General features: G+C 72.5%; 16 protein-coding genes and 1 pseudogene. 3 read left to right on the forward strand and 14 right to left on the reverse strand.

From position 1 onward, the window contains the following. Positions 1-31: 31 nt before the first annotated feature. The 4 genes and pseudogenes from PV343_RS22015 to rimP form a co-directional block, all read right to left on the reverse strand. Positions 32-391: pseudogene (locus PV343_RS22015) on the reverse strand (translation initiation factor IF-2 N-terminal domain-containing protein); the annotation flags it as partial. A 163-nt stretch (positions 392-554) separates the two neighbouring features. Then, positions 555-836: a YlxR family protein gene (locus PV343_RS22020; protein ID WP_020942562.1), complete on the reverse strand. Its 282-nt coding sequence runs from the start codon at positions 834-836 to the stop codon at positions 555-557. Between the two features lie 101 nt (positions 837-937). Continuing rightward, positions 938-1,936: a transcription termination factor NusA gene (gene nusA, locus PV343_RS22025; RefSeq protein WP_319148678.1), complete on the reverse strand. Its 999-nt coding sequence runs from the start codon at positions 1,934-1,936 to the stop codon at positions 938-940. A 2-nt stretch (positions 1,937-1,938) separates the two neighbouring features. After that, positions 1,939-2,448: a ribosome maturation factor RimP gene (gene rimP, locus PV343_RS22030; RefSeq protein WP_319148679.1), complete on the reverse strand. Its 510-nt coding sequence runs from the start codon at positions 2,446-2,448 to the stop codon at positions 1,939-1,941. A 217-nt stretch (positions 2,449-2,665) separates the two neighbouring features. On the opposite strand from rimP, the gene PV343_RS22035 reads away from it, so the two are divergent. The 3 genes from PV343_RS22035 (at position 2,666) to PV343_RS22045 (ending at position 5,047) form a co-directional block, all read left to right on the forward strand. Next, on the forward strand, positions 2,666-3,190 hold the full coding sequence (locus tag PV343_RS22035; RefSeq protein ID WP_319148680.1) for a hypothetical protein: 525 nt from the start codon (positions 2,666-2,668) through the stop codon (positions 3,188-3,190). A gap of 83 nt (positions 3,191-3,273) precedes the next feature. After that, positions 3,274-3,753 (forward strand): ferritin-like domain-containing protein, encoded by a 480-nt coding sequence (locus PV343_RS22040; protein ID WP_319148774.1) that lies wholly within the window; start codon positions 3,274-3,276, stop codon positions 3,751-3,753. 385 nt (positions 3,754-4,138) lie between these two features. Continuing rightward, complete coding sequence (locus PV343_RS22045) at positions 4,139-5,047, forward strand: aminoglycoside phosphotransferase family protein (RefSeq protein WP_319148681.1); 909 nt, start codon at positions 4,139-4,141, stop codon at positions 5,045-5,047. Positions 5,048-5,150: 103 nt separating this feature from the next. On the opposite strand, the gene PV343_RS22050 is transcribed toward PV343_RS22045, so the two are convergent. The 10 genes from PV343_RS22050 to PV343_RS22095 all read right to left on the reverse strand — a co-directional run bounded on the left by PV343_RS22050 (position 5,151) and on the right by PV343_RS22095 (position 19,861). Continuing rightward, positions 5,151-6,854: a proline--tRNA ligase gene (locus tag PV343_RS22050; RefSeq protein WP_319148682.1), complete on the reverse strand. Its 1,704-nt coding sequence runs from the start codon at positions 6,852-6,854 to the stop codon at positions 5,151-5,153. A gap of 73 nt (positions 6,855-6,927) precedes the next feature. Beyond that, positions 6,928-7,458, reverse strand: coding sequence for a GNAT family N-acetyltransferase (locus PV343_RS22055; RefSeq protein WP_319148683.1), 531 nt, complete (start codon positions 7,456-7,458; stop codon positions 6,928-6,930). Between the two features lie 187 nt (positions 7,459-7,645). Then, positions 7,646-8,494 carry a GNAT family N-acetyltransferase gene (locus PV343_RS22060; protein ID WP_319148684.1) on the reverse strand — a complete coding sequence of 283 codons (849 nt, stop codon included), beginning with the start codon at positions 8,492-8,494 and terminating at the stop codon, positions 7,646-7,648. Positions 8,495-8,641: 147 nt separating this feature from the next. Then, positions 8,642-9,799, reverse strand: coding sequence for a flavodoxin-dependent (E)-4-hydroxy-3-methylbut-2-enyl-diphosphate synthase (gene ispG / locus PV343_RS22065; protein WP_319148685.1), 1,158 nt, complete (start codon positions 9,797-9,799; stop codon positions 8,642-8,644). Between the two features lie 170 nt (positions 9,800-9,969). Beyond that, the gene (locus PV343_RS22070) at positions 9,970-11,274 is read right to left on the reverse strand and encodes a M50 family metallopeptidase (protein WP_319148686.1); all 1,305 of its coding nucleotides are present in this window, start codon (positions 11,272-11,274) and stop codon (positions 9,970-9,972) included. After that, positions 11,271-12,536: a 1-deoxy-D-xylulose-5-phosphate reductoisomerase gene (gene dxr / locus PV343_RS22075; RefSeq protein ID WP_319148687.1), complete on the reverse strand. Its 1,266-nt coding sequence runs from the start codon at positions 12,534-12,536 to the stop codon at positions 11,271-11,273. Before dxr ends, PV343_RS22070 begins: the two co-directional genes overlap by 4 nt. Before the next feature lie 358 nt (positions 12,537-12,894). Beyond that, complete coding sequence (locus PV343_RS22080) at positions 12,895-14,832, reverse strand: acyl-CoA dehydrogenase family protein (protein WP_319148688.1); 1,938 nt, start codon at positions 14,830-14,832, stop codon at positions 12,895-12,897. A 229-nt stretch (positions 14,833-15,061) separates the two neighbouring features. Then, positions 15,062-16,438 carry a S53 family peptidase gene (locus tag PV343_RS22085; RefSeq protein WP_319148689.1) on the reverse strand — a complete coding sequence of 459 codons (1,377 nt, stop codon included), beginning with the start codon at positions 16,436-16,438 and terminating at the stop codon, positions 15,062-15,064. 274 nt (positions 16,439-16,712) lie between these two features. Next, complete coding sequence (locus PV343_RS22090) at positions 16,713-18,158, reverse strand: aldehyde dehydrogenase family protein (protein WP_319148690.1); 1,446 nt, start codon at positions 18,156-18,158, stop codon at positions 16,713-16,715. A gap of 131 nt (positions 18,159-18,289) precedes the next feature. Continuing rightward, positions 18,290-19,861 carry a PucR family transcriptional regulator gene (locus tag PV343_RS22095; RefSeq protein ID WP_319148691.1) on the reverse strand — a complete coding sequence of 524 codons (1,572 nt, stop codon included), beginning with the start codon at positions 19,859-19,861 and terminating at the stop codon, positions 18,290-18,292. Positions 19,862-19,918: the final 57 nt, after the last annotated feature.

Consider the following 19,918-nt stretch of genomic DNA (forward strand, 5'->3'; position numbering starts at 1 on the left):
CATCGGGAGATCGGTGTCGGACTCACCCGTGACCCGGAACCGGACGCGGGCCCTGGGCCGGCGCGGGCGCCGAGGGAGCCGACGACGCGGCGGGCTGCGGGGCAGCCGGGGCCGTCGGGGGCTTGGGGGCCGCCGGCCGCGGAGCAGCCGGACGGGCCGCCTGCACCGGAGAGGGCGCGGCGGGCTTGGGGGCAGCCTTGCGCGGGGCGGGCTTGCCGGCGGACTTGCCGGAGCCTCCCTGGAAGGCGTCAGTCAGCTTGCGTACAACGGGCGCTTCGATGGTCGAAGACGCCGAACGTACGAATTCACCGAGTTCTTGGAGCTTGGCCATGACGACCTTGCTCTCCACGCCGAACTCCTTGGCGAGTTCGTATACCCGGACCTTAGCCACTTCGCTCCTTTGAGGTCCGGGTGAAGCCGGACCGTCGCTACTTCATGGGCGTACTCATCGCGTACTCATCGAGTGCTCATCGCAATCTCGACCTGCTTTCGACTCGCGAGGTACCAGGCCGCACGGGGGCTTCCGCGCGACGCTTTCTTACCGTGTTGCCTGCTCAGCAACTGTCCGTCTGCTCGACGTACCGACGCAACGCCTTTATGTCGAGCGGTCCCGGGACGCGAAGCGCCCTCGGGAACGCCCGGCGGCGCACCGCCTGGTCGAGGCAGACCGGGTCGGGGTGAACGTACGCACCCCGGCCGGGCAGCGTACCGCGAGGATCGGGAACGCACTGTTCCTGATCCGCCACGGTCCGCAGCAGAACGTCTTTGGCCGCTCGCTGCCTGCACCCCACACAGGTGCGCTCAGGGCATGCGCGGGCTCGCGTCCGGCCAGACACTCCTAAGTCTACCTCCCCGGACCGACCTCACCCCTCCGGGGGAAAAGTCGAACACTTGCTTGCTCCAGGCTGACGTGATCTCAGCGGCTCACGGCCGAGATCTATTCCCCGTCCCGGTCCCCGACCTGCTCGGTGTCCGGGCGGATGTCGATCCGCCAGCCGGTGAGCCGGGCCGCGAGCCGGGCGTTCTGCCCTTCCTTGCCGATCGCCAGCGACAGCTGGTAGTCCGGCACGGTCACCCGGGCGGACCGGGAGGCCAGGTCCACGACCTCGACCTTGCTCACCCGAGCGGGTGACAGGGCGTTCGCCACCATCTCCGCCGGGTCGTCCGACCAGTCGACGATGTCGATCTTCTCGCCGTTCAGCTCGCCCATCACGTTGCGCACCCGGCCGCCCATCGGGCCGATGCAGGCGCCCTTGGCGTTCAGGCCCGAACGGGTGGACCGTACGGCGATCTTGGTCCGGTGACCGGCCTCACGGGCGATCGCGGAGATCTCCACCGAGCCGTCGGCGATCTCCGGCACCTCCAGGGCGAAGAGCTTCTTCACCAGGTTCGGGTGCGTGCGCGAGAGCGTCACCGAGGGACCCCGGACACCCTTGGCCACGCGGACCACGTACGACCGCAGCCGCATGCCGTGCGGGTACGTCTCGCCGGGCACCTGCTCCTGCACCGGCAGGATGGCCTCCAGCTTGCCGATGTCGACCAGCACGTTCTTCGGGTCGCGGCCCTGCTGGACCACACCGGTGACGATGTCGCCCTCGCGGCCCGCGTACTCGCCGAGCGTGGCGTCGTCCTCGGCGTCGCGCAGCCGCTGCAGGATCACCTGCTTGGCGGTGGTCGCGGCGATCCGGCCGAAGCCGGACGGGGTGTCGTCGAACTCGCGGGCCTCCTGGCCCTCCTCGAGGTCCTCCGGGTCCTCCTTCGCCCACACGGTCACATGCCCGGTCTCCCGGTTGAGCTCCACGCGCGCGTGCCGGCGGCTTCCCTCGGTGCGGTGGTAGGCGATGAGGAGGGCCGACTCGATCGCCTCGACCAGCAGGGAGAAGGAGATCTCCTTCTCCCTGACCAAGCCCCGCAGGGCGCTCATGTCGATGTCCACGGCTACGCCTCCTCCTCTTCCTTCATGTCCTTCTTGTCCTTGCGGTTGAACTCGACCTGCACGCGCGCCTTGGCGATCTCCGGGAAGCCGAGCCTGCGGGCGGTGGCCTTGCGGCCCTTCACACCGGGGACCTCGACGTCGAGACCGTCCTCGTCGACCGTCAGGATCCGCGCGACCAGCTCGCCGCCCTCGGCCAGCTGGAACTTCACCAGCCGGTCGGTGGCGCGCACGAAGTGCCGGTGCTCGGTCAGGGCGCGCTCGGCGCCGGGGGTGCCGACCTCCAGGTCGTACGCGGCGTCGCCCATCGCGTTGGTCTCGTCGAGCTTCGCCGAGAGCGCGCGGCTCACATCGGCGATCGCGTCCAGGTCCGCTCCGGTGTCGGAGTCGACGACCACGCGCAGCACCCGCTTGCGTCCCACGGCGTCCACGGCGATCTCTTCGAGATCCAGCCCTTGCGAGGTGACGAGCGGTTCGAGCAGCTCTCGCAGCCTCTCGCTCTGGGTGGTGCTCATCCGGGTGACTCCTCGGCCGCGTGTGCTGTTGTGGGATGGGGCGCGTGTCTGATCAAAGGGTATCCGGTCGAGGGGAGTGTTGCCGTCCACCTGTGTTCGCGCGGTGCCGGTGGGTGGTGTCCGGGGGGCGCGCGGGTACGGTGATCACGGGCGTGCCGCCCGCCGGCTGTTCTTCCTTCGCCGTTCCTTTCGTACGAGTGCCCCGAGGACGTCTGCAGTGCCGTACTCCCCACCGCCGCGCGCCCTTTCGGGGCCGCGCAGAAGATCCCTGATCGCGTCGGCCGCCGGGGCCGCCCTGCTGGTGGGCTGTTCGGCCGCTCCGGACTCCGGGGACGCGGGCCCCTCGCGCGCCGCGCGGGCACGCGCGCGTGCGGCCCGGGACAGCGCGTCCCTGCTGGAGCGCTACGACGCCGTGGCCGCCGCGCACCCGGCGCTGACGGACCGGCTGCGGCCGCTGCGCGCCGCGGTGGCGGCGCACGCCGAGGCGTTCGGCGGCGCCGGGGCCACGAAGTCCCCCTCCCCCGCGGCCGCCACCGCCTCCGGCTCCGTCACGGCGACCCCGCCGGCCGTGCCCGCCGCCCCCAAGGACGCCCTCGCCTCCCTCGCCGGCGCCGAGCGCGATCTCGCCGACCGGCGCGCGCAGGCCCTGCTGGACGTGCCGGGCGAACTGGCCCGGCTCATGGCGTCCGTGGCCGCCGCCGGTGCGGCGCACGCGTACCTGCTGACGGAGGCGGCCAAGTGAGCGACGCACAGCGCGGGACGGACCGCGCGACCGATCGCGCGACCGCGCGGAAATCGGCCGGGGACACCGACCGGAAGGCCGAACTGACGGCCCTGCAGTCGGCCCTCGCGGCCGAGCACGCGGCCGTGTACGGGTACGGCGTCGTCGGCGGCCGGATCGGCGAGCACCGGCGTGCCGAGGCGCGCGCGGCGTACGACGCCCACCGGGCGCGGCGCGACGCGCTGGTGCGGGAGGTGCGCGACCTGGGCGGCGAGCCGGTCGCCGCCGGCGCCGCGTACGCGCTGCCGTTCCAGGTGCCGGACGCGGCCACGGCGGCGCGGCTGGCCGCCGGCCTGGAGGAGCGGGTGGCCGGTGTGTACTCCGACCTGGTGCGGGCGGCGACCGGTGAGCGGCGCGGCACGGCCGCCGGGGCGCTGCGCGAGGCCGCGGTGCGGGCGGTGCGCTGGAGCGGGGAGAGCGTAGCCTTCCCTGGGCTCGCCGAACGGACCACCGACGGCACCGACACCGGCACCGGCGACACGGGCGCGGCCGGAGCCGGCGGATCGGCGTCCCCGACGCCGTGACGGCACGGTGACCGCGTCCGCGGTGCGGTGACCGCGCGAGCCCCGGCCCGGGAACCGGATGGGGCCGGGGAAGGCCGTGCGGAGACGAAGAAGGACCGGCTCGGGCCGGACGGGGCCGGGAAAAGACCGGGCCGGGTTCGGAAAGGGCTAGGAAGGGCCTGGCCAGGTAGGGACGGGGCTGGGAAGGGCCGAGCCAGGTCCGGACGGGGCCGGCCCAGGTCCGGACGGGGCCGGGCCAAGTCCGGTCGGGGCTGGGAAAGACCGGGCCAAGTCCGGGCAGGGCCAGGAAGGGCCGGGCCAAGTGCCGGGCGGAGAAGGGCCGGGCCAAGTCCTGACAGGGCCGGGAAGGGTCAGGGAGACCGGAGAGAAGGGAACGGACTCGCGCATGGTTTTCGAACCGCCGCAGCGGCTGGTGCGGGCGCTCGGTGAGACGGCGCCGGCCGGCGACGACTGGCTGGCCCGGCTGCCCGGGACCGCCGAGCGGGCGGTCGCCCGGCGCGAGTTGACCGTGGAGCGGGTCCAGGTACCGGGCGGCCGCAGCAGCCTCGTGGTGCTGGTACGGCGCGCCGACGGCACCCCGGCGGTACTGAAGCTGGCCCCCGCCCGCGCCCGCCCCGAGAGCGAGCGGGCCGCGCTGGCGCACTGGGCCGGCCTGGGCGCCGTACAACTGCTGGAGTCGGACGACGAGGACACCGCCGACGGGGCGCTGCTCCTGGAGCGGCTGCACCCGGACGTGTCGGTACGGTCGCTGCCGGAGGCCAAGGCCCTGCTGGAGGCGGCCGGGACACTGCGCAGGCTGTGGGTCGAACCGCCGGGACACCACATCTTCGAGACGGTGGCGGAGCGCACCGGGCGGCAGGCGGAGGCCATGCGGGCCGGCGCCCTGACCGAACCCGAGGCGGCGCCCTTGGTGGAGGCGGCGCTCACGGCCCGCGCGGACCTGCTGGCCGCGCCGCCCGACCACCGGCTGCTGCACGGGACGTTCCGGCAGAGCAAGGTGCTCGCCGGGGACCGGATGCCGTGGCTCGCGGTGGGCCCGGACCCGGTGGTCGGCGAGAGCGCGTTCGACCTGGCGCGGCTGGTGCGCGACCGGGTCGAGGACCTGATCGCCGCGCCGTCCGGCCCCTCGACCACGCGGCGGCGCATCAAGCGGCTCGCGGAGTCCCTGGAGGTCGATCAGGACCGGCTGCGCGGCTGGACTCTGTTCCGGGCCGTGGAGTCCGGCGTACGGGCCTTCCGGGTGGGACGGCCCAAGGACGGCGAGCTGCTGCTGGAGTTCGCCGGCTGGCTCTAGACGGCGAACGAAGAACGACGGACGGGAAACGGGCCACGGCCCCGCGCCCTTGCGGGCGGTGGGGCCGTGGCCGTGCCGGGCCGTCGGTACGACCGCGGGATGATCAGGCCGTCAGGCGGGCGATCGCGTCCTCGACGGACAGCTCCTCGCGCTCACCGGTCCTGCGGTCCTTCAGCTCCAGGACGCCCTCGCCGGAGCGGCGGCCGGCCACCAGGATCTGCGGCACGCCGATCAACTCGGCGTCGGTGAACTTCACGCCCGGGGAGACCCCGGCCCGGTCGTCCACCAGGACGCGGACGCCCGCCGCGGCCAGCTTGTCGGCGACGTCGAGCGCCAGCTCGGTCTGCAGGGCCTTGCCGGCGGCGACCACGTGCACGTCGGCCGGGGCGACCTCCTTGGACCACACCAGGCCCTTGTCGTCAGCGGTCTGCTCGGCGAGCGCGGCGACGGCGCGGGAGACGCCGATGCCGTAGGAGCCCATGGTGACGCGGACCGGCTTGCCGTTCTGGCCGAGGACGTCGAGCTTGAGGGCGTCGGCGTACTTGCGGCCCAGCTGGAAGATGTGGCCGATCTCGATGGCGCGGTCCAGCTTCAGGCCGGTGCCGCACTTCGGGCAGGGGTCGCCCTCCTGGACCACCACGACGTCCACGTACGCGTCGACCTCGAAGTCACGGCCGGCGACGACGTTCTTCGCGTGGGTCTGGTCCTTGTTGGCGCCGGTGATCCAGGAGGTGCCGGGGGCCACGCGCGGGTCGGCGATGTACGTGACCTTCTCGCCGAGGCCCTGCGGTCCGACGTAGCCGCGCACCAGGTCGGGGCGGCCCGCGAAGTCCGCCTCGGTGACCATCTCGACGGTGGCCGGGGCGAAGTGCGCCTCGACCTTGCCCAGGTCCACCTCGCGGTCGCCGGGCACGCCGACGGCGACGATCTCGCCGTCCACCTTGACCAGCAGGTTCTTCAGGGTGGCGGAGGCGGGGACGCCGAGCGAGGCGGCCAGGGTCTCGATGGTCGGGGTGTCCGGGGTGGGGATCTCCTCCAGCGCGGGCACGTCCGCCCCGTCCACCGCCTTGAGCTCGTAGACGACGGCCTCGGTGTTCGCGGCGAAGTCGCAGTTCGGGCAGTCCGCGAAGGTGTCCTCGCCGGCCTCGGCCGGGGCCAGGAACTCCTCGGACTTGGAGCCGCCCATCGCGCCGGCGGTGGCGGCGACGATGCGGTAGTCGAGGCCGAGGCGCTCGAAGACGCGCCGGTAGGCCTCGCGGTGCAGGGCGTAGGACTTGCCGAGGCCCTCGTCGTCCAGGTCGAAGGAGTACGAGTCCTTCATGAGGAACTCACGGCCGCGCAGGATGCCGGCGCGGGGGCGGGCCTCGTCGCGGAACTTGGTCTGGATCTGGTACAGGATCACCGGCAGGTCCTTGTAGGACGTGCACTGGTCCTTGACCAGCAGGGTGAAGATCTCCTCGTGGGTGGGGCCGAGGAGGTAGTCGCCGCCCTTGCGGTCCTTGAGCCGGAACAGCTCCTGGCCGTACTCGTCCCAGCGGCCGGTGGCCTCGTAGGGCTCGCGCGGCAGCAGGGCGGGCAGCGAGACCTCCTGGGCGCCGATGGCGTCCATCTCCTCGCGGACGATCCGCTCCACGTTGGCGAGGACCTTCTTGCCCAGGGGCAGCCAGCTCCAGATGCCGGCGGCGGTGCGGCGGACGTAGCCGGCGCGGACGAGGAGCTTGTGGCTGAGGACCTCGGCGTCCGCCGGGTCGTCGCGCAGCGTCTTCGCCATCAACTGGGACATGCGCTGGACCGGTGCGTTGGCCATGGCTCTCTTACTCCTGACGGGAAAGGGTGATGGCAAGGAGGTTAGCCGGGCCGCCTGTGCCGGTGGAAATCGGTTAACGGCGCCGCAGCGGCAGCGGGGCGCCCATCACGGCGTAGGGCTTGGGCGCGCTCGGGAAGTGGACCTGACGGGCGAGGTCGACGTAGCCGAGGGAGTGGTACAGGCCCCGCGCCGGGCTGTCCATGTCGATCGCGGAGAGGATCGAGCGCGGCTCGGCTGCCCCGTCGGTGATCGCGGTGATCAGCCGGCGGCCGACACCCAGGTTCTGGTGGTCGGGGTGGACGTGCAGCTCGGTGATGACGAAGGAGTCGTCGAGCCAGAGGTCGTTGTCCCGGGCGCGCAGGTAGGGCTCCACGACGGTGGACCACCAGTGGGTGCGGGAGTTGGGCATCCCGTAGACGAAGCCGACCAGGCGCCCCCGGCTGGTGGCGCCGAGGGCTCGCGCACCGCGGTACTGCATGTGCCGCTGGACGATCTGGCGGCGTACGGCGACCTCCTCGGGACCCAGTCCGAAGGCGACGGCCTGCACCGCCAGGGCCTCGTCGACGTGGGCGGTGAGGTCCAGGGGGCCGATCACGACGTCCATGCGGGGAGCGTACAGGGCGGTCACCCGTCGGTGGCCGGCGCCGGCGTCCGCACCGGCCGGGTGCGGCTCGCGCGGTCGGGGCGGGTGCCCGGTTCCCGGCTCGCCCGCCGGGCCTCGGCCCCGGGTCGGACCCACCGGGCCCGCCACCGGCTCACCCCCGGGGGGCCGGCCTGGGGCTGGCCCCGGGCTAGAACAGCACGCTCATGAACGCGCCGGTCTCCTGGAAGCCCACGCGCTGGTACGTCCGCCGGGCCGCCGTGTTGAAGTCGTTGACGTAGAGGCTGACCACCGGGGCCACGTCGGCCAGGGCGTACCGCAGGACGGCGGCCATGCCGGGCGCCGCCAGGCCGCGGCCCCGGTACTCCGGCGCCACCCACACGCCCTGGATCTGGCAGGCGTGGCGCGTCGCCGCGCCGATCTCCGCCTTGAAGACCACCTTGCCGTTCTCGTCGAGGCGGGCGAAGGAGCGGCCGGAACCGACGAGTTCGGCCACCCGGGCCTGGTAGAGCAGCCCTCCGTCCCCGGCCAGCGGGGAGACCCCCACCTCCTCGGTGAACATCGCCACGCAGGCCGGCATGATCGTCTCCATCTCGTCCTTGCGGATGCGACGGACGTAGGGGTCCGGGACGATGTCGGCGGGCAGCCGGTCGGTGACCATCAGCGGCTGGTGGGCGCGGACCTCGCGGGCGGGGCCCCACTGCGGTTCGAGCAGGCGCCACAGCTGGGCGGTGGATCCGGCGGGCCCGACGATCGAGGAGCAGCGGCGGCCGGCCCTCCTGGCCCGGTCGGCGAACGCGCGTACGGCCCGCGGGGTGGCGCAGATCGGTACGAGGTTGGCGCCCGCGTAGCACAGGGACGTGAGCAGGCCGTCCTCGTACCAGCCCCACATCTCCCCGCCGAGCCGCCACGGGTCCAGACCCGCGACCTGGACGCGGGAGGTCACGAAGGCGTTCGCGACCGGCTCGCGGTCGAGGACGGCGAGCGCGGCGTCAAGGTCGCTCGGTTCGAGCACCCGTGAGGTGGTCTGGGTCAACACGTGCGGGGCCTCACCCTGGGTTCTGCTGATCTCCGCACTATAGCCGCGCCGCTTGGGCGGTGCGCCCCGGACTTCGGGTGCTTGCCGCTCGCCTGGCGGCCGCATTCGGCTGCGGGCCGCGCGGTTCCCGGCGGCCCCGCGGGGCGCTCAGCCGGCGACCGAGACGGACGGCTCGCCGGAGGTGACGCCGTCGGCCTCCATCTGCTCGGCGAGCTTCATGGCCTCCTCGATGAGGGTCTCCACGATCTTGGACTCGGGGACGGTCTTGATGACCTCGCCCTTGACGAAGATCTGGCCCTTGCCGTTGCCGGAGGCGACGCCGAGGTCGGCCTCGCGGGCCTCGCCGGGTCCGTTGACGACGCAGCCCATGACGGCGACGCGGAGCGGGACCTCCATGCCGGTGAGGCCGGCGGTGACCTCCTCGGCGAGCTTGTACACGTCGACCTGGGCGCGGCCGCAGGACGGGCAGGAGACGATCTCCAGGCCGCGCTGCTTGAGGTTCAGCGACTCCAGGATCTGGAGGCCGACCTTGACCTCCTCGGCCGGCGGGGCCGACAGCGACACGCGGATGGTGTCGCCGATGCCCAGGGAGAGCAGGGCGCCGAAGGCGACGGCCGACTTGATGGTGCCCTGGAAGGCCGGGCCGGCCTCCGTCACGCCGAGGTGGAGCGGGTAGTCGCAGGCCTCGGCGAGCTGGCGGTAGGCCTCGATCATGACGACCGGGTCGTTGTGCTTGACGGAGATCTTGATGTCCCGGAAGTCGTGCTCCTCGAAGAGGGACGCCTCCCACAGGGCCGACTCCACGAGCGCCTCGGGGGTGGCCTTGCCGTACTTCTGGAGCAGACGGCGGTCCAGGGAACCGGCGTTGACACCGATACGGATCGGGGTGCCGTGCTCCTTGGCGGCCTTGGCGATCTCCTTGACCTTGTCGTCGAACTGCTTGATGTTGCCGGGGTTGACGCGGACGGCGGCGCAGCCGGCCTCGATGGCCGCGAACACGTACTTGGGCTGGAAGTGGATGTCCGCGATGACCGGGATCTGGGACTTCCTCGCGATGGTGGCGAGGGCGTCGGCGTCGTCCTGGGTGGGGCAGGCGACACGGACGATCTGGCAGCCGGACGCGGTCAGCTCGGCGATCTGCTGGAGGGTGGCACCGATGTCGGACGTACGGGTCGTCGTCATCGACTGCACCGAGACGGGCGCGTCCCCGCCGACCGCGACGGACCCGACCTGGATCTGCCGGCTCTTCCGGCGCTCGGCGAGCTTGGTCGGAACGGACGGCATGCCGAGAGAAATCGCAGTCATCTGCTGTGCAACCCCAAGTCGTGGATCAAGGTCCGGTCCCGTGAACGGCGGGCTCCGGACTTCGAGATTACGGCACGGCCCCGAAGGGCGGCACATCCCACCCGGTAAACCCACTCGTTGGGAGGCGGCCCGGAATCCCAGCCTTCCGGGCCGCCTCGAACACCGGACGGCTAACTGATTTTGACCGGGTTAACGATGTCCGCCACGAGGACCAAGATCGTGAAGCAGACGAAGATCCCCGCCACCACGTAGGCCACCGGCATCAGGCGGGCCACGTCGAAAGGGCCCGGGTCGGGGCGGCGCAGGACTCGGGCCACGTTGCGCCGCAGGGACTCCCACAGGGCGCCCGCGATGTGCCCGCCGTCGAGCGGGAGCAGCGGGAGCATGTTGAACAGGAACAGGGAGAGGTTGAACCCGGCGACCACGAAGAGGGCCATGGCCAGCTGCTGGGAGGCCGGGATGTGGAGCGTGGCGATCTCGCCGGTGACACGGGCCGCGCCGACGATGCCCATCGGGGAGTCGGGTTCGCGCGGGCCGTCGCCGAAGGCCGCGTTCCACAGGGCCGGGATCTTGCCGGGCAGGGCGACGAGCGAGTCGACGGCGTCGCCGACCCGGTCGGTCATCCAGGTCACGGACTGGCCGAAGTCCTGCTTGACGACGCCGGTGGCGGCGCTGAAGCCGAGGAAGCCGGCCTTCACGTACTCGCCCTGGACGTAGGTGCCGCTGGAGTCCTTCCTGGTGACCTGGTTGGTGGCGATCGTCGCGTGCAGGGTCAGTTCCTTGCCGTCGCGCTGGACGACGATGGGCACGGTCCGGCCGGCGCTGTCGCGGATGAGGTCGGACAGCGTGTTCCAGTCCGGGGTCGGCTTGCCGCCGAAGGAGACGATCCTGTCGCGCGCCAGCATCCCGGCGGCCGCGGCCGGGGAGGCCGGGTCGCTCTTCTTGCAGCTGTCGCGGTGCTCGCTCTGCGCGATGATGCAGGGCGAGACGGAGGCGACGGTCGTGGTCTGCTGCTGGATGCCGAAGCCCATCAGGACGGTGAGGAACAGGCCGATCGCGAGGATCAGGTTCATGAACGGGCCCGCGAACATGACGATGACCCGCTTCCACGGTTTGCGCGTGTAGAACATGCGCGTCTCGTCACCGGCCTTGAGTTCCTCGAAGGCAGCCGAGCGGGCGTCCTCGATCATGCCGCGCCACGGCGAGGTGGAGCGGGCCGAGACCCGGCCGGCCTCGTCGGGCGGGAACATGCCGATCATGCGGATGTAGCCGCCGAGCGGGACCGCCTTGATGCCGTACTCGGTCTCGCCCTTGTTCCGCGACCAGATGGTGGGACCGAACCCGACCATGTACTGCGGGACGCGGATGCCGAAGAGCTTGGCCGTGGACAGGTGCCCCAGCTCGTGCCAGGCGATCGAGACGAGCAGGCCGACCGCGAAGACCACTATGCCGAGGATGAACATCAGGGTCGTCATGCACGCGCCTCCGCGGTCCGGTCTGTCAGTTCGCGCGCCCGGGCCCGCGCCCAGGTCTCCGCTTCGAGGACGTCCGACACGGTGAGTGAGGTTCCCGTGACCGGGGTGCCGTGCTCCTCGACGACCCGGGTGACGGTCTCCATGATGCCGTTGAAGGGCAGGGCGCCGGTGCGGAAGGCCTCGACGCACTCCTCGTTGGCCGCATTGAACACCGCCGGAGCGGTCCCCGCGAGCTGTCCCACGTGCCGGGCGAGGTTCACCGAGGGGAAGGCCTCGTTGTCCAGCGGGAAGAACTCCCAGGTGGAGGCCTTGTTCCAGTCGAAGGCGGGCGCCGCGTCGGGAACGCGTTCGGGCCAGCCCAGACCGACGGCGATCGGCCCCCGCATGTCGGGGGGCGTCGCCTGGGCGATCGTGGATCCGTCGGTGAACTCGACCATCGAGTGGACATACGACTGCGGGTGCACGACGACCTCAATGCGGTCGAAGGGAATGTCGTAGAGCAGGTGTGCCTCGATCACTTCGAGGCCCTTGTTGACGAGGGTCGCCGAGTTGATCGTGATGACCGGGCCCATGGCCCAGGTGGGGTGGGCGAGGGCGTCCTCGACGGTGACGTTCGCCAGTTCCGCCTTGGTACGGCCGCGGAAGGGGCCGCCGGACGCGGTGACGACCAGCTTGCGCACGTCGGCGCGGGTGCCGGCGGCGAGGGCCTGGAAGAGCGCGGCGTGCTCGGAGTCGACCGGGATGATCTGCCCGGGCTTGGCCAGCGCCTTGACCAGCGGCCCGCCGACGATCAGCGACTCCTTGTTGGCGAGCGCGAGGGTGCGGCCGGCCTCCAGGGCGGCGAGTGTGGGCGCCAGGCCGATGGAGCCGGTGATGCCGTTGAGCACGGTGTGGCAGCCGGAGGCGGCGAGGTGGGTGGCCGCGTCCGGTCCGGCGAGGATCTCGGGCAGCGCCTCCCCGGCGCCGTACCGCTCGGTCAGGGCCTCGCGCAGGGCCGGCACGGCGTCCTCGCGGGCGACCGCCACGGCGCGCACCCGCAGCCGGTGCGCCTGCTCGGCGAGCAGGGCCGTGCGGGTGCCGTTCGCGGAGAGGGCGGTGACCCGGAAGCGGCCGGGGTTGCGCAGTACGAGGTCGATGGCCTGGGTTCCGATGGACCCGGTGGAGCCGAGGATCACCACGTCCTTCGGGCCGTCTCCCGCGAGGGGGTCGTACACGAGGTGCGGGTCGGCGAGGGGTGCGGGACTGGCGGGACTGTCGGTCATGCCCCCCATTGTGGCCGCAAGCCGCGGCCGTCAGGACAGGGCGTCCCTCGCGCGGGTGCGTTGACGGGTTTCGTCGCCGGATGGAGCGGTTGTCCGCTTGTGAGGGGCGGGTGAGGGGCGACGGGTCGGGAACGGCTGGGGGCCGGGGGCGCACGGGAGTGCGCCGCGGTGCATCGGGGCGCAGTGGGGTGCCGTGGAGCACAGTGGGATGCGTTGAGGTGTACCGAGGTGCCCATGGGGTGCGGTGCGGCGTGCGGGGGCGCGTGGTGGTGTGCGGGGGGGCGTGGTGGTGTGCGGGGGGGGGCGTGGTCCGGCTCCCGCCCCGGGGCGGAGCGAGAGCCGGTCCGGCCGGGTGCGGCTAGGCGCCGTAGGGGCGGCGGGCGTTCTCGCGTTCGCTGGGGCCTGGGGTGGCGTCCGCGATCCAGGCGCCCTCGCCGGAGGGGTCGACGATGCCTTCCTCCAGCCAGGTGTAGGCCCCGCCGAGGACTCCCTTGACGACCTTGCGGTCGAGGTCGTCGGTGTTGGTCCACAGCCGGGCGAAGAGTTCCTCGACGCGGATGCGGGCCTGGCGGCAGAAGGCGTCGGCGAGCTGGTAGGCCTCGCGGCCGTGCTCGCCCTCGCCGCGCAGCCGTTCGGCGCGTACGCAGGCCGCGCTCATGGCGAACAGTTCGGCGCCGATGTCGACGATCCGGCCGAGGAAGCCCTGCTTGGTCTCCATGCGGCCCTGCCAGCGGGACATGGCGTAGAAGGTGGACCGGGCGAGCTTGCGGGCGTGCCGCTCGACGTAGCGCAGGTGGCCGGAGAGGTCGACGCCGTGCCTGAACTCGTTGTAGGCGGAGGGGAGCTGGCCGGGCCCGGCGACCAGTTTCGGCAGCCACTTGGCGTAGAAGACACCGGCGTTGGCGCCCGCCCTGGCCTTGTCGGAAAGGGACTTGTCGGGGTCGATGAGGTCGCCGGCGACGGAGAGGTGGGCGTCGACCGCCTCGCGGGCGATGAGGAGGTGCATGATCTCCGTCGAGCCCTCGAAGATGCGGTTGATGCGCAGGTCGCGCAGGATCTGCTCGGCCGGGACGGAGCGTTCGCCGCGGGCCCCCAGCGACTCGGCCGTCTCGTAGCCGCGGCCGCCGCGGATCTGGACCAGTTCGTCGGCCATCAGCCAGGCCATCTCGGAGCCGTAGAGCTTGGCGAGGGCGGCCTCGATGCGGATGTCGTTGCGGTCCTCGTCGGCCATCTGCGAGGAGAGGTCGAGGACGGCCTCCAGGGCGAAGGTGGTGGCCGCGATGAAGCTGATCTTGGAACCGACGGCCTCGTGCAGCGCGACGGGCTTGCCCCACTGCTCGCGTTCGGCCGCCCATTCCCGGGCGATCTTCAGGCACCACTTGCCGGCGCCGGCGCACATCGCGGGCAGGGAGAGCCGGCCGGTGTTGAGGGTGGTGAGGGCGATCTTCAGGCCGGCGCCCTCGGGGCCGATCCGGTTCGCGGCGGGGACGCGCACCTGGTGGAAGCGGGTGACGCCGTTCTCGATGCCGCGCAGGCCCATGAAGGCGTTGCGGTGCTCGACGGTGATGCCCTCGGAGCCGGCCTCGACGACGAAGGCGGTGATGCCGCCCTTGTGGCCCTCGGAGGCGGGCACCCGCGCCATCACGACGAGCAGGTCGGCGACGACTCCGTTGGTGGTCCACAGTTTGACGCCGTCGAGCACGTAGTCGTCGCCGTCGGGCACGGCGGTGGTCGCGAGGCGGGCCGGGTCGGAGCCGACGTCGGGCTCGGTGAGCAGGAAGGCGGAGATGTCGGTGCGGGCGCAGCGGGGCAGGAAGGTGTCCTTCTGCTCCTGGGTGCCGAACATCTTCAGGGGCTGCGGTACGCCGATCGACTGGTGGGCGGAGAGCAGGGCGCCGACGGCGGGGCTCGCGGAGCCGACGAGGGCGAGGGCCTTGTTGTAGTAGAGCTGGGTGAGGCCGAGGCCGCCGTACTTGGGGTCGATCTTCATGCCGAGGGCGCCGAGTTCCTTCAGGCCGGCGACGACCTCGTCCGGGATGCGGGCCTCGCGTTCGATGCGGGCGGAGTCGACGGTGGACTCGCAGAAGGCGCGCAGTTTGGTGAGGAACTCCTCGCCGCGGCGCACGCTTTCGGCGTCGGGCAGGGGGTGGGGGTGGATGAGGTCGAGCCGGAAGCGGCCGAGGAACAGTTCCTTGGCGAAGCTTGGCTTGCGCCAGTCCTGCTCCCGGGCGGCCTCCGCCACCCGGCGCGCCTCGCGCTCTGTGACGGTGGTGCGTGGGGTGGTGGTGGCGGACATGGAGGCTCACCTCGCCGCGAAGAGGGACGATGGGGACCGGTCCTTACCGACCGGTGCTACTGGATCGTTGGTACCCGAAACGGGCCGACCCCACCACCCCTCGCGGTCCGATCGGTGGATGCGGGGACCGCGGTGACTGCGACTTCGGACGGCCCGGCACGGGGAAGGGACCCGGCACCGGTCAGGCAGCGGTGCCGGGTCCCTTCGTCAGGATGCCGTGTCGGCCGGGTCAGCCGTGGCGGGCCGCCCGGGCGAGTGCGGGCACGAAGCGCTGGGCGTTGACCGTGCCCACGCCGGTGGCCATGTCGTAGCCCTTGACCGCCTTGTAGCCGGTGACGCCCTCGTAGCTGTTGTTCGTGCCGTCGGCGACGTCGACGACGCCGGTCGTGGCGTCGTGGCGGGCGGACAGCTCGTACAGCGCCGCGTTGATGTCGCCGAGCCGGTGGCCGGCGACCTGGTCGGCGAGGGCGACGATGCCCGAGAAGATCGGGGTGGCCTCGCTGGTGCCGCCGGTCACGTCCCAGCCCGTGGCGGTCGGGTCGTAGCTGGAGTAGATCCACGCGCCGCCGTCGACCGCGGCCGTCATCGACACGTCCGGGGTGCCGCGGCGGGTGCCGACGGTGTGCCGCACGCCGTTCTGGAAGGACGGGCGGGTGAATACGTGGGACTGACCGCCGCCGCCGGCGCCGTAGTCGTTGTAGACGCTGTCGGGCCTGACCCGGTCGCCGTGGTCGTTCAGGTGGAGCTGGGTGCCGCCGACCGAGGTGACCAGCGGGTCCGAGGAGGGCCAGGAGTTGACCCGCTTGTCGTAGTAGTGCTTGCCGTCCGCCTTCATGTCGGTGGCGCCGCCGTCGCCGGAGGCGGCGAGCACGGTCACGTGCTTGCGGTGGGCGTCCTCGAAGGCGTAGCGCAGCTTCTTGATGCTGGAGAAGTCGCCGCGGGCGAACCCGGGGAAGGTGTTCTCGGTGGCGCCGAAGCTCTGGCTGATGACATCGCCGACGCCCTGGTCGACGAGGTGCTTCTCGGCGCTCATCATCTCCGGCAGGCCGGTGGTGCCCTCGGTCTCCGAGACCGCGGTCTCCACCAGGACGATCTTCGCGCCGGGCGCCACGGCGTGGGCCAGCTCGACGTCGAGCGTGGTCTCGCCGGCCCAGCCGGTCATCTCCGAGTTCCTGGGGTCGAAGGCGGGGACGTGACCCCACTTGACCACCTTGACCTTGGTGCTGGGCAGACCGAACTGCCTGCTGTAGACGTCGAGGTCGTGCTGAACGGTCGGGGAGCCGAACGAGTCGACGATGACGATGGTGCGCCCCTTGCCCGTGACGCCCTGGCGGTACAGCCCGTTCAGGTGGTACGCGGTGCGGTACTGGAGCGGGTTGTAGCAGGCGATGTGCCACTTGGTCTCGCACTGCCCGATGGGCAGCGGGTCGGCCACACCGCGCACCAGGGTGTGGCCGGCGACGGCCGGGACCGCCTTGGTGTGCGGTACGGCGGCGGGCGCGGCGGCGGCGGCGCCGGCTCCCGAGGTGGTCGCCAGCGCGGCGGCGGCGAGGGCGGCGGTGGCGGCGCAGGCCGCGACACCGCGCCCGGTACGGGCTATGTGCATGTGTTCCCCTGAGTGGTCCGCGGTCGGACGTGGTGGTCGACACGCATCCCATCGAGTGAGTCATGCACATAACAAGACAGTTGACCCGTCGATGCCGAATCCTTTACCAGGGCACAGCATTAGCCCGGAGCAGGGCATGGCGCCGGAGCACGGCACGGTCCCGGAGAACCGCACCGCCCGGACGCAGTGACGGCCGCAGCCCCCGCACAGTGGGCTGCGGCCGTCCTGTCCGACCTGTCCGTGGCAGGTCAGTCCTTTCGGACCCGTCCGTGGGTCACAGGGCGAGTCCGGTGAGGACCAGCACACGCTCGTACGTGTAGTCCTCCATCGCGAACTTCACGCCCTCACGGCCGACACCGGACTGCTTGGCGCCGCCGTACGGCATCTGGTCGGCGCGGTAGGACGGGACGTCGCCGACGACGACACCGCCGACCTCCAGCGCGCGGTGGGCGCGGAAGGCGGCCTGGAGGTCGTGCGTGAACACGCCCGCCTGGAGGCCGTACTTGGAGTCGTTGACCGCGGCGAACGCCTCGGCCTCGCCGTCCACCTTCTGCACGGTGAGCACCGGGCCGAAGACCTCCTCGCAGGAGATCGTCGTGTCGGCGGGCACCTCGGTCAGCACGGTCGGCGCGTAGGAGGCGCCGTCACGCTTGCCACCGGCCAGGAGCTTCGCCCCCGCCGAGACGGCCTCGTCCACCCACGACTCGACGCGCTTGGCGGCGTCCTCGCTGACCAGCGGGCCGACGTCGGTGGAGGCGTCGGACGGGTCGCCGGTGACCTGGGCCTCGACGGCCGCCACGATGCGCGGCAGCAGGCGGTCGTAGACGGAGGCGTCGGCGATCACGCGCTGCACCGAGATGCAGGACTGGCCGCCCTGGTAGTTGGAGAAGGTCGCGATGCGGGTCGCGGCCCAGTCCAGGTCGGCGTCGCTCGCGAAGTCGGCGAGCACGACGGCCGCGCCGTTGCCGCCCAGTTCCAGCGTGCAGTGCTTGCGCGGCACGGAATCCATGATCGCGTAGCCGACCTTCTCCGAACCGGTGAAGGAGATGACCGGAAGGCGCTCGTCCTGGACCAGGGCGGGCATGCGGTCGTTGGAGACCGGCAGGATCGACCAGGAGCCGGCGGGCAGCTCGGTCTCGGCGAGCAGGTCGCCGAGGATCAGGCCGGACAGCGGGGTGGCCGGGGCCGGCTTGAGGATGATCGGCGCGCCGGCGGCGATCGCCGGGGCGACCTTGTGGGCGCACAGGTTCAGCGGGAAGTTGAACGGCGCGATGCCGAGGACGACGCCCTTGGGGAAGCGGCGGGTGAGCGCCAGCCGGCCCTGGCCGCCCGCGTCGGTGTCGAGGCGCTGGGCCTCGCCGCCGTTGAAGCGGCGGGCCTCCTCGGCCGCGAAGCGGAACACCGAGACGGCACGGCCGACCTCGCCCCGGGCCCACTTGATCGGCTTGCCGTTCTCGGCGGAGATCAGCTGGGCGATCTCCTCGGTGCGCTCGACCAGGCGCTTGCTGACGTGGTCGAGGGCGGCGGCGCGGACGTGCGCCGGGGTGGCGGCGAACTCGTCCCGCACGGCGTACGCGGCGGCCACCGCCTCCTCGACCTGGGCCTCGGTCGGCACGCTGACCGTGCCGACGACCCGGCCGTCCCACGGGGAGGTGACGTCGAAGGTGTCCTCGCCGGTGACCTGGCGGCCGGCGAGCCAGAAGGCGTGGCTGGAAGTCATGTACGTCCCGGCCTTTCCGCGTCGAAGGTGTTTCCTGCTCTCGTGCTCCACGGTAGGGCGGGCGCGGCGGACGGGGGCTTGTCCGAGCCGTAGCAGTACGGTCCGGGGACACGCCGGTTTGTCCTACGCGGTTACTCGCTCGCGGTCGCCTTGAGTGCCAGCCACAGCTCCATCCGTACGTCGGGATCGTCCAGAGAGCGCCCGAGGATCTCCTCGACCCGGCGCATCCGGTACCGGAGGGTGTGCCGGTGCACACCGAGGTCGGCCGCGGCCGCGTCCCACTGGCCGTGCCGGGACAGCCAGGCGCGCAGGGAGGCCACCAGGTCGCCGCGGCCGGTCGCGTCGTGCTCGTGCAGCGCCCGCAGCAGCCCGTCGGCGAACGCCTTGACCGCGTCGTCGGCGAGCAGCGGCAGCACCGAGCCGGCCGCGAGCTGCTCGTGCTCCACCAGGAACCGGCCGCGCCGCCGGGCCACCGACAGCGCCTGCTCGGCCTGCTTGTAGGCGGCGGCAGCGGCGATCGGCCCGGCCGGCGCGGACAGGCCGGCGACCAGTTCGTCCTCCTCGCCCGTCGCCTGCTCGGGGACGGCCCGCGCGGTCTCCAGCGCCGTCGCGTGCGCGACGCAGGCGGCCGCCGCCGCGCCCCCGTCCGCGGCCAGCACCACGAGCCGCTCGCCCTCCGGCACGGCCAGCACCGCCTCGCCGGAACGGGCCGCGGCCGCCTCGACCGTCTCGGCGAGCGCGCCCAGCGGGTCGGCGCCCGACACCGGCTCGGCGACGACCATCCGGAAGGGTGCGTCGAGCAGCCCGCCGTACAGGTCCCCGGCGACGGCCCGGGCGTGGTCCGGCTCCCCGGCGAGCAGCATGCGCAGCACGGCGGCGCCGATGCGCTGCTCGGCCGCGTGCAGCGAGCGGGAGCGTTCGGTGGTGAGGGTGAGCAGGGCGATCGCGGAGTGCACGGCGTACCGCTCGGCGGTGCCGAGGGCCGCGGCGGTGCCGACCGCGAGCGCGGCGCGCGGGCGGCGGCCGGTCCCCAGGGAGTGCAGTTCCACCCGGTCCTCGTACTCGGGGCCGCCGACGACGGAGGAGGCGGGCGCGGGCCGCTCGCGCAGCCGCTCGACCTCGGCGGTGAGCCGGGCGGCCCGGCGGCCGGCCCACTCGGGTGCGGTGGCGACGACGGCGCCCGAGGCGTCGTACAGGGCCGCCCACCCGTCGACCTGGGCGGCGAGCGCGGCGAGCAGGCCCTCGGGGCCGGCGTTGAGTGCCTGCTTGGTCAGCTCGCGCTGGGCGGCGAAGCCCGCCGTCACGGCCCGGTACTGGTCGGCGGCGATCGCGGCGGAGACGGCCTTGCTGATGGCGAGGAACGGGGTGCGGCGGGGCACCTCGAGCAGGGGCAGCCCCTCCTCCTCGGCGGCGTCCACGAGGGCCTTGGGGATCTCCTCGTAGTTGACCCCGACGGCGAACCCGAGTCCGACCACCCCCGCCCCGGCCAGGCGCTTGACGTACCGCCGCATGACCTCGGGGTCCTCCGCGTCCAGCTTGAGCGCGGTGATCAGCAGCAGCTCGCCGCCCTCCATGTAGGGCACGGGGTCGGCCAGCTCGCTCACGTGCGCCCAGCGCACGGGGACGTCGAGGCGGTCCTCGCCGGCCCGCACGGTCAGCTTGAGCGCGGAGTGGTGGACGAGCGAGGCGAGAGTCGGGGGCATCGGGCCTTCAGGTCTGGGAGAACCGAGATCTTTTGGCCGCCGCGTATGAACGGCCTA

The organism is Streptomyces sp. WI03-4A (assembly GCF_033792105.1).
Lineage (GTDB): Bacteria > Actinomycetota > Actinomycetes > Streptomycetales > Streptomycetaceae > Streptomyces > Streptomyces collinus_A.